The organism is Streptomyces sp. NPDC057638, from assembly GCF_042800315.1.
Classification (GTDB): Bacteria; Actinomycetota; Actinomycetes; order Streptomycetales; family Streptomycetaceae; genus Streptomyces.
Genome location: NZ_JBHVHF010000360.1, coordinates 1 through 6,963, shown reverse-complemented (window position 1 = coordinate 6,963; position 6,963 = coordinate 1). Strand labels below are relative to the sequence as shown.

Annotated in this window: 6 protein-coding genes; 4 read left to right on the top strand and 2 right to left on the bottom strand. The window is 71.7% G+C overall.

Annotated elements, in window-relative coordinates:
* Positions 1-149: 149 nt before the first annotated feature.
* Both ACFVIM_RS30815 and ACFVIM_RS30810 read right to left on the bottom strand, forming a co-directional pair.
* On the bottom strand, positions 150-1,205 hold the full coding sequence (locus ACFVIM_RS30815) for a hypothetical protein (protein WP_384308310.1): 1,056 nt from the start codon (positions 1,203-1,205) through the stop codon (positions 150-152).
* Between the two features lie 67 nt (positions 1,206-1,272).
* Positions 1,273-2,316 (bottom strand): LacI family DNA-binding transcriptional regulator, encoded by a 1,044-nt coding sequence (locus ACFVIM_RS30810; protein ID WP_384308307.1) that lies wholly within the window; start codon positions 2,314-2,316, stop codon positions 1,273-1,275.
* 172 nt (positions 2,317-2,488) lie between these two features.
* On the opposite strand from ACFVIM_RS30810, the gene ACFVIM_RS30805 reads away from it, so the two are divergent.
* From ACFVIM_RS30805 to ACFVIM_RS30790, 4 genes are all read left to right on the top strand, one after another.
* Positions 2,489-3,844 (top strand): MFS transporter, encoded by a 1,356-nt coding sequence (locus tag ACFVIM_RS30805; RefSeq protein ID WP_384308305.1) that lies wholly within the window; start codon positions 2,489-2,491, stop codon positions 3,842-3,844.
* Positions 3,845-3,853: 9 nt separating this feature from the next.
* A complete protein-coding gene (pafA, locus tag ACFVIM_RS30800) occupies positions 3,854-5,215 on the top strand; it encodes a Pup--protein ligase (RefSeq protein ID WP_384308303.1) in 1,362 nt (453 codons plus the stop codon).
* A 208-nt stretch (positions 5,216-5,423) separates the two neighbouring features.
* Positions 5,424-6,377 (top strand): FKBP-type peptidyl-prolyl cis-trans isomerase, encoded by a 954-nt coding sequence (locus ACFVIM_RS30795; RefSeq protein ID WP_384308300.1) that lies wholly within the window; start codon positions 5,424-5,426, stop codon positions 6,375-6,377.
* Positions 6,378-6,555: 178 nt separating this feature from the next.
* Entirely contained in the window at positions 6,556-6,927 is a 372-nt protein-coding gene (locus ACFVIM_RS30790; protein WP_384308298.1) for an FKBP-type peptidyl-prolyl cis-trans isomerase, read from the top strand.
* Positions 6,928-6,963 lie beyond the last annotated feature (36 nt).

Sequence of the window (6,963 nt, the reverse complement as noted above, 5' to 3'; positions counted from 1 at the left end):
GGGCCCGGCCGTCCGGGCCCGGTTGTCTGGCGCTTGGTCGTCTGGGGCTTGGTCGTCTGGGGCGCCGGGGTCTCAGGGGCTGGACCGTGGGATTCCGCGTTCTGCGGGCCGCCGGGGCCGGGAGCGGGCCGTCGGCCCTCGCGGTCCGGTCACCGGCGCCGGGGCAGGGACCAGTGGTGGAGGCCGTCGGGGGAGCGGGTCAGCCAGGTGCCGTCGCCGAGCGGGGTGACCCAGCCGACCGGCCGTGGATAGCGCACCCGGCCCAGCGGGCGCAGGGTCCGGGCGTCGCAGAGCCAGTGCCGTACCACCGCGGAGCATCCCGGGGGGAAGATCCGGCCCGCCACGAGCAGATGTCGCTCATCGAGCAGAAACGCCCCGTCGAACTCGTCGCCCGCCCGTCCGTTCCCCAGCAGGCCCAGATCCAGCACGGCGGTCGGCTCATCGGTGTGGACATCGTGGGCGGCCAGTTCGTCGCGGTCGTCGTTGGCCGCGATCCGTTCGGCCCGCCGCAGGGTGAGCACCCGGGTGTCCGTGCCCCCCTCCGGCAGGAAGCCGATCACCTCGCGCATGGTGGTGCCGCCCCGGACATGGAGTCCGTCCTGGCGGGGCTCGATCCACCAGGTCGACCAGCTGTACCAGGGGGTCCAGCAGGAGACCGCCAGCAGGGCGCCGCCGTGGTGCCAGCGCTGGGTGACCACGGCGGTGTTCCCGCTGATCGGCCGGTGGGCGAGGACCCGCCCGGAGTCGGTGTCCAGCAGGAGGAGCGCGTCACCCCGGTGGCCCAGCGCGGTGGGGCCGTCCCGGCGGGGTCCGTCATCGCCCGCCGTGGGGACCAGCACGCTGACGGCGCTTCCGTCGGGACTCACCGCGGGCGGCCCCGGCGGGCGGGGCTCCTGGTGGCCGCTGGGCCAGGGGGCGTGCGGGGTCTCCCAGAGCGTGGTGCCGTCGGGTCCGATCCTGCGGATCCGGGTGGCCTCGCAGACGACCGCGCCTTCGGTGAGCGCCGCCGCCGTCGTGTGCGGGGGCAGCGGATGGGTCCGTACGGGGGTGGGATCACCGGCGAGCAGGGCCGCCCGGCGATGGAGCTCCAGCCGGTCGTCGTGGCGCACGGCCAGGGCGTCCCCGGCGAGCGGAGTCACGGTGCCGGAGGTGCCGACCGTGCCGATCAGGGCCGCGTCGACCGGGTTCTCCGCCGTACTCGTCATGATCGTGATCGTTCCACGGTCCTGGCCATGGGCTCAAGGGCCGTACCGGCGGCTCCCGCGCCGGAGGTCAGCGCGGCGGGGCCGGGGCGGTGGAGCCACGGACCACCAATTCCACCGGAAGGTCATCCTCCGGAACGCTTCGGCCCTCCAGGGCCGCGAGCAGGGCGGACATCCCATGCTCGCCGACCCGCTCGGCGGGGAGCCGGACCGTGGTCAGTTCCGGTTCCACGGCGGTTGCCAGGGCGAAGTCGTCGAAGCCGGTGACCGAGAGGTCCTCGGGGACCCGCAGACCCCGCCGCCGGGCCGCCTTCAGGGCACCCGCTGCCAGGAGGTCGCCATCGCAGACGACGGCGGTGGGCCGTGCCCCGCCGGGCCCGTCCGGATCTCCGAGGGCCTGCTCCGTCGCCGCGCGGGCCGCCGCCACCTCGAAGGGGGCCCTGACCGTCCGTACCTCCGTCCCCGGGACGGTGGCGAGGGCCGTGGCGAGGGCGCGGGCGCGGACGTCGAAGGTCCAGGAGGGGACGGCGGAGGCCAGATGGACGAAACGGCGGTGTCCCCGTTCCAGCAGATGACGCGCGACCTGGCGCATCCCGTCCTCGATGTCCAGGTTCACCCGGGCCGCCACCGACGGGTCGGCGGGGTCGCTGTCCAGCATGACCAGGGGCAGATCCATGCCCCGGAAGGCGGCGAGGGCCTCGGTGGCCATGGAGGAGGCGATCACTCCGTCCAGGGCGGCGCGGGCCGAGGCGAAGGGGTCCCGGGCGGGACCCAGCCCATCGGGGGAGGGGTAGATGACCACCCCGAAACCGTGCTCGGCGGCGACGCCCGCCGCGCCGGTGTAGACCCGGGCGAAGAACTCATTGGTGAGGGCGGGGACTACGAGCAGGGCGGTACGGGTGTGACCGAGCCGCAGACTGCGCGCGGCCAGATTGGGGCGGTAGCCGAGCCCCCGGGCGGCGTCCCGGACAGCGGCGGCCGTCCTCTCGGAGACCCGGCCGCGCCACTTGTCGCCCAGCACCAGGGAGACGGTCGCCTGGGAGACGCCCGCGGCCCGCGCCACATCCCGGCTGGTCGGCCGCGCCGTGCCACGCGGTGTCGAGGTCCCTGTCATGTCGTGCCCCTGGTCAGCCGTTCCGTCGCCCCGGCAGCACCCGCTGTCCGCGACCGTCCACGGGATGGATATCCGGTGGACCCGTGCCCTGTCGACATGATACGTATAACGTGATTAGTTATACGTAACACTCGGGTGCGTGACACCACGGGGGAGCGAGAGGGCCGGACTCATGGCGGGCACGACGGGGGGAACGGGCGGCTACGCGGACGTCCTGAGGGCGCCATATGCCGCGCGACTGCTGGTGGGGACGCTGGTGGGGCGGCTGCCGCACGCCACCTCCGCCATCGCGATCATGCTGTTCGCGCGCGCCGAGGGCGGTAGTTACAGCCTCGGCGGTGGACTCGCCGCCGCGTACGGCGTCGCGACCGCCGTCGGCCAGCCGCTGCTCGGACGCATGGTCGATCTGCGCGGACAGCTCCGCGTCCAGCTGCCCGCCGCCGTGCTGTCCGCGCTCGCCATGGCGGTGCTGGCCCTCACCGGTATCGGCTCGCTGGCGCTCGCGTACACGGCGGTCGCCGTCGCCGGGCTGTTCACACCACCGCTCGAAGGCGGCCTCAGGGCCCTGTGGCCGAGCGTGCTCGGCCGCGAGGACCGGCTCCACCGGGCGTACGCGCTGGACGCGGTCGCCCAGGAGGTCATGTTCACCGTCGGCCCGCTGCTGGTCACCGTGCTGGTCGCGCTCTTCTCGCCCGCCGCCGCCCTGCTGGTGATCAATGTGCTCGGAGTGCTCGGCGCGCTCGCCGTAGTGCTCTCCCCGCCCGCGCTGGCCTGGCGCTCCGCACCCCGCGGCGCCCACTGGCTCGGGGCACTGCGCTCCCCGGGACTGCTCGCGCTGCTCGGCTCCTTCTTCTTCGTCGGGCTGGCGCTGGGCTCCATCACCGTCGCCGGGGTCGCCTACGCCGATGACCACGGACGGGAGTCCATCTACGGCTGGCTGCTGGCCGCCCTCAGCTTCGGCGCGCTCGTCGGAGGCGTGTGCTACGGCGCGCGGGCCTGGGCGGGCACCCCCGAAGGGCGGCTGCGGGTCCTGGTCGCCCTGCTCGCCCTGGGCTACCTCCCGCTCGCCCTCACCCCCGGCGTCCCCGCGATGACCGCGCTCTCCGCCCTCGCCGGACTCTTTCTGGCGCCCGCGCTGGCCTGCGCCTTCGTCGTCGTCGACCGCCACGCTCCGCGCGGCACGGTCACGGAGGCCTTCTCCTGGCTGGTGACCACCTTCGGTGTCGGCGCCGCGGCGGGAACGGCCGCCACCGGACCCGTGGTCGAACACGCCACGACGGCCTGGGGCTTCGCCGTGGCGGCGGGCGGTGGTGTCGCCGCCCTGCTGGTGCTGCTGGCGACCCGGCGGGCGCTCACGCCTCCCGCTCTCCTCTCCGCTTCGCTCCCCGCGGCCCTTCCCACGTCGCTCACGGCTTCGCTCCCGGACCCCGCACCGGGCCCCGCGCAGCTCACCGGCACCGCGCGATCAGCCGAAAATGATCGGAACGGTGCCGCCGAACCCGGTTTCAGCCCAGGGCTTGAGGCGTAATGTTCAGACATGGACCGCCGCATTTTCGGGCTGGAGAACGAGTACGGCGTCACGTGCACGTTTAGGGGACAGCGCCGACTGTCACCTGACGAAGTGGCGCGCTACCTCTTCCGCCGCGTTGTCTCCTGGGGCCGCAGCAGCAATGTCTTCCTGCGGAACGGCGCCCGCCTCTACCTCGACGTCGGATCGCATCCGGAATATGCGACACCCGAATGCGACAACGTGACCGAGCTCGTCACCCATGACAAAGCGGGCGAGCGCATTCTCGAAGGACTCCTCGTCGACGCCGAGCGCCGCCTGCACGAAGAGGGAATCGCGGGCGACGTCTATCTCTTCAAGAACAACACCGACTCGGCGGGAAACTCCTACGGCTGCCATGAGAACTACCTGGTCGCCCGGCACGGGGAGTTCTCCCGGCTCGCGGACATCCTGATCCCCTTCCTGGTCACCCGTCAGCTGCTCTGCGGCGCGGGCAAGGTGCTCCAGACCCCGCGTGGCGCGGTCTACTGCGTCAGCCAGCGGGCCGAGCACATCTGGGAGGGCGTCAGCTCGGCCACCACCCGTTCCCGGCCCATCATCAACACCCGTGACGAGCCCCACGCCGACGCCGAGCGCTACCGCCGTCTCCATGTGATCGTCGGCGACTCCAACATGTCCGAGACCACCATGCTCCTCAAGGTCGGCGCCACCGACCTGGTGCTGCGCATGATCGAGGCGGGCACCGTGATGCGCGACCTCACCCTGGAGAACCCGATCCGGGCCATCCGCGAGGTCAGCCATGACATCACCGGCCAGCGCAAGGTCCGGCTCGCCAGCGGCCGCGAGGCGTCGGCGCTGGAGGTCCAGCGGGAGTACTACGAGAAGGCCGTGGACTTCGTCGACCGGCGCGGCATCCGTACCGGCATCGTCGAACAGGTGCTGGAGCTGTGGGGCCGCACCCTGGAGGCGATCGAGACCCAGGACCTCGACCGGATCGACACCGAGATCGACTGGGTGATGAAGTACAAGCTCATCGAGCGCTACCGGGCCAAGCACAGCATGACCATGTCCCACCCCCGGGTGGCGCAGATAGACCTCGCGTACCACGACATCCACCGCCGCCGGGGCCTCTACTACCTGCTGGAGCGCAAGGGGCAGGCCGCCAGGATCTGCAATGACCTGAAGATCTTCGAAGGCAAGTCGGTACCGCCGCAGACCACCCGGGCGCGGCTGCGCGGTGACTTCATCCGGCGCGCCCAGGAGCAGCGCCGTGACTTCACCGTCGACTGGGTCCACCTCAAGCTCAACGACCAGGCGCAGCGCACCGTGCTCTGCAAGGACCCGTTCCGTTCCGTGGACGACCGGGTCGAGAAGCTCATCGCCGGGATGTAGCCACGGCTCACCGCCGGGAGGCGGCCGGGCGCCGGGGCGGGGCGGCTCAGGTGCCCGGTACTCGGACGGGGGTGCGATTCCCCTGCGTACACAGGGATAGGTCAACCGGCGGGAACGCCACTCGGGCCCCGTACGTTCCTCGTGCGGGGCCCTTGACACGGCCTAGAGTGTGGGGAACCTACCGTGCCGTCTGAGATCTGAGGAACACGTGCGCCGAATCGCCGGCCTGCTCGTCGTGCCCGCGCTGCTGCTGTCGACAGCGGCGTGCGGCAGCGACGACAAGGGCTCCGACTCCATCTCGTCCAGCGCTTCCAAGGGAGGTCTGCCCACCATCACCGCCGGTGCCGGGTTCGGTGAGAAGCCGACCCTGGCCAAGGGCGACGGCTCCCCGCCCAAGGAGCTCAAGGTGGAGGTCATCACCGAGGGCAAGGGAGCGGTCCTCAAGAAGGGCGACCAGGCCAAGGTCAACTACCTCGGCCAGGAGTGGGACGAGGACAAGCCCTTCGACAACAGCTTCGACCGCAAGCAGCCCTTCGACGTGGCCGTGGGCGGCGGCGGTGTCATCGAGGGCTGGCAGAAGGCGCTCGACGGCCAGAAGGTCGGCAGCCGACTGGAGGTCTCCATCCCGCCGTCGCTGGGGTACGGGGCCCAGGGCCAGGGCGACATCAAGGGCAACGCGACCCTGGTCTTCGTCATGGACATCGTGAAGTCCACCAGTGTCCCCGGCTCCGCCAGCGGCTCCGAGGTGGCGCAGAGCAACCCCGAGCTGCCGAAGGTGGGCACCAACACCGACGGCAAGGCTCCCTCGGTCACCTTCCCGGCGGCTTCGGTCACCCCGCCGGCCAAGCTCCTCTCCTCCTATGTACTGGAGGGCAAGGGTCCGGAGCTGACCGCCAAGGACACCGTGATCGTGAAGTACCAGGCGTATCTCTGGGCCGGTGGCAAGCAGTTCGACAGCACGTACAAGACCGACGCCACCCAGACCTTCCCGCTCGGCCAGATCACCCTCAAGGGTCTCAAGGACGGACTGGTCGGCAAGAAGGTCGGCAGCCGGGTGCTGCTGGTGATCCCGCCGGACCAGGCGTTCGGTGACAAGGAGCAGCAGGGCATCCCCAAGAACTCCACCCTGGTCTTCGAGGTCGACCTGCTGACCAAGGCCTGAGCCGGATGGGCCGGGCCCGGTCCGGCCCGACCGCCGTCCGGCGACGGCCGGTCCCGGCGGGGCACCCCACCGGGACCCCGGGGGTGACCGGGGCCACGCGACCGGGACCGGCCGTGTGGCCCGGGGCCCACGGATGACAGACTGGTGCCCCAGACATCCACTATGAGGAGCAGTTGTAGTGAGCATCGAGAAGCCCGAGATCGACTTCCCGGGCGGAGAGCCGCCGGCCGACCTGGAGATCAAGGAGATCTGGGAGGGCGACGGCGAGGTGGCCACGGCCGGTGCCTCCGTCACCGTCCACTACGCCGGTGTGGCCTTCTCCACCGGTGAGGAGTTCGACGCCTCCTGGAACCGCGGCACCCCGTTCCAGTTCCAGCTCGGTGTCGGCCAGGTCATCCCGGGCTGGGACAAGGGCGTCCAGGGCATGAAGGTGGGCGGCCGTCGCCAGCTCACCATCCCCGCCCACCTCGCCTACGGCGACCGTGGCGCCGGTGCCCGGATCAAGCCGGGCGAGACGCTGATCTTCGTGGTGGACCTGCTCGCGGTCTGAGCGTCCACCCGTCGAGGGCCCGCACCCCGGTCGTGC

What these genes read in the sequence shown, in the direction of transcription:
- ACFVIM_RS30810 (WP_384308307.1), bottom strand. Translation starts at nt 2,316, where the DNA reads ATGACAGGGACCTCGACACCGCGTGGCACGGCGCGGCCGACCAGCCGG.
- ACFVIM_RS30805 (WP_384308305.1), top strand. Translation starts at nt 2,489, where the DNA reads ATGGCGGGCACGACGGGGGGAACGGGCGGCTACGCGGACGTCCTGAGG.
- ACFVIM_RS30815 (WP_384308310.1), bottom strand. Translation starts at nt 1,205, where the DNA reads ATGACGAGTACGGCGGAGAACCCGGTCGACGCGGCCCTGATCGGCACG.
- pafA (WP_384308303.1), top strand. Translation starts at nt 3,854, where the DNA reads ATGGACCGCCGCATTTTCGGGCTGGAGAACGAGTACGGCGTCACGTGC.